General features: G+C 46.2%; 1 protein-coding gene. It reads right to left on the reverse strand.

Annotated features, from left to right (window positions below):
* Positions 1-21: 21 nt before the first annotated feature.
* The coding region (locus F0L68_RS46060; protein WP_223199665.1) for a 4CSP family protein at positions 22-431 on the reverse strand (410 nt) is incomplete at its 5' end.

The following is a 431-nucleotide window of genomic DNA, read 5'->3' on the forward strand; positions in this document are numbered from 1 at the left end:
GCTTAGTTTAGCATTTGTGTCTTAAGCTTTGATTTCACGAAGCTCCTTTTCGTATTTGGCTGTAAATTTATTTTCGGGGTCGTATTTAGCGGTCAGCTCATTCCAGGATTTGCTTTCGTTATTAATTAGATGGCCGATAACACGTCGAGTACCCTTCTTCTGGGCTTCGGTACATTTCGCGCATTCGGTCTCGAGTGCCTCCCTGATGTGTTCCTTCAACTCCTTAGCGTCAGGGGCACACCTGTCCTTGTCGAGGATACATTTGATGTAAGGCTGAAGAAGTCGAGAATTGCTGAGGACCTCATCTAAATTAACGTTGTCGTAGCGATCGGTGTACTTGTCGTCAGGTCTGGCGAGAGCCACGGCCAAAACGGCAAACAGGCAGAATGCGATGAGGGAATTCATATTGATGGTGTGTAAGATAATACCGT

Source organism: Solihabitans fulvus (genome assembly GCF_008386585.1).
In the GTDB taxonomy this organism is placed as follows: domain Bacteria; phylum Actinomycetota; class Actinomycetes; order Mycobacteriales; family Pseudonocardiaceae; genus Solihabitans; species Solihabitans fulvus.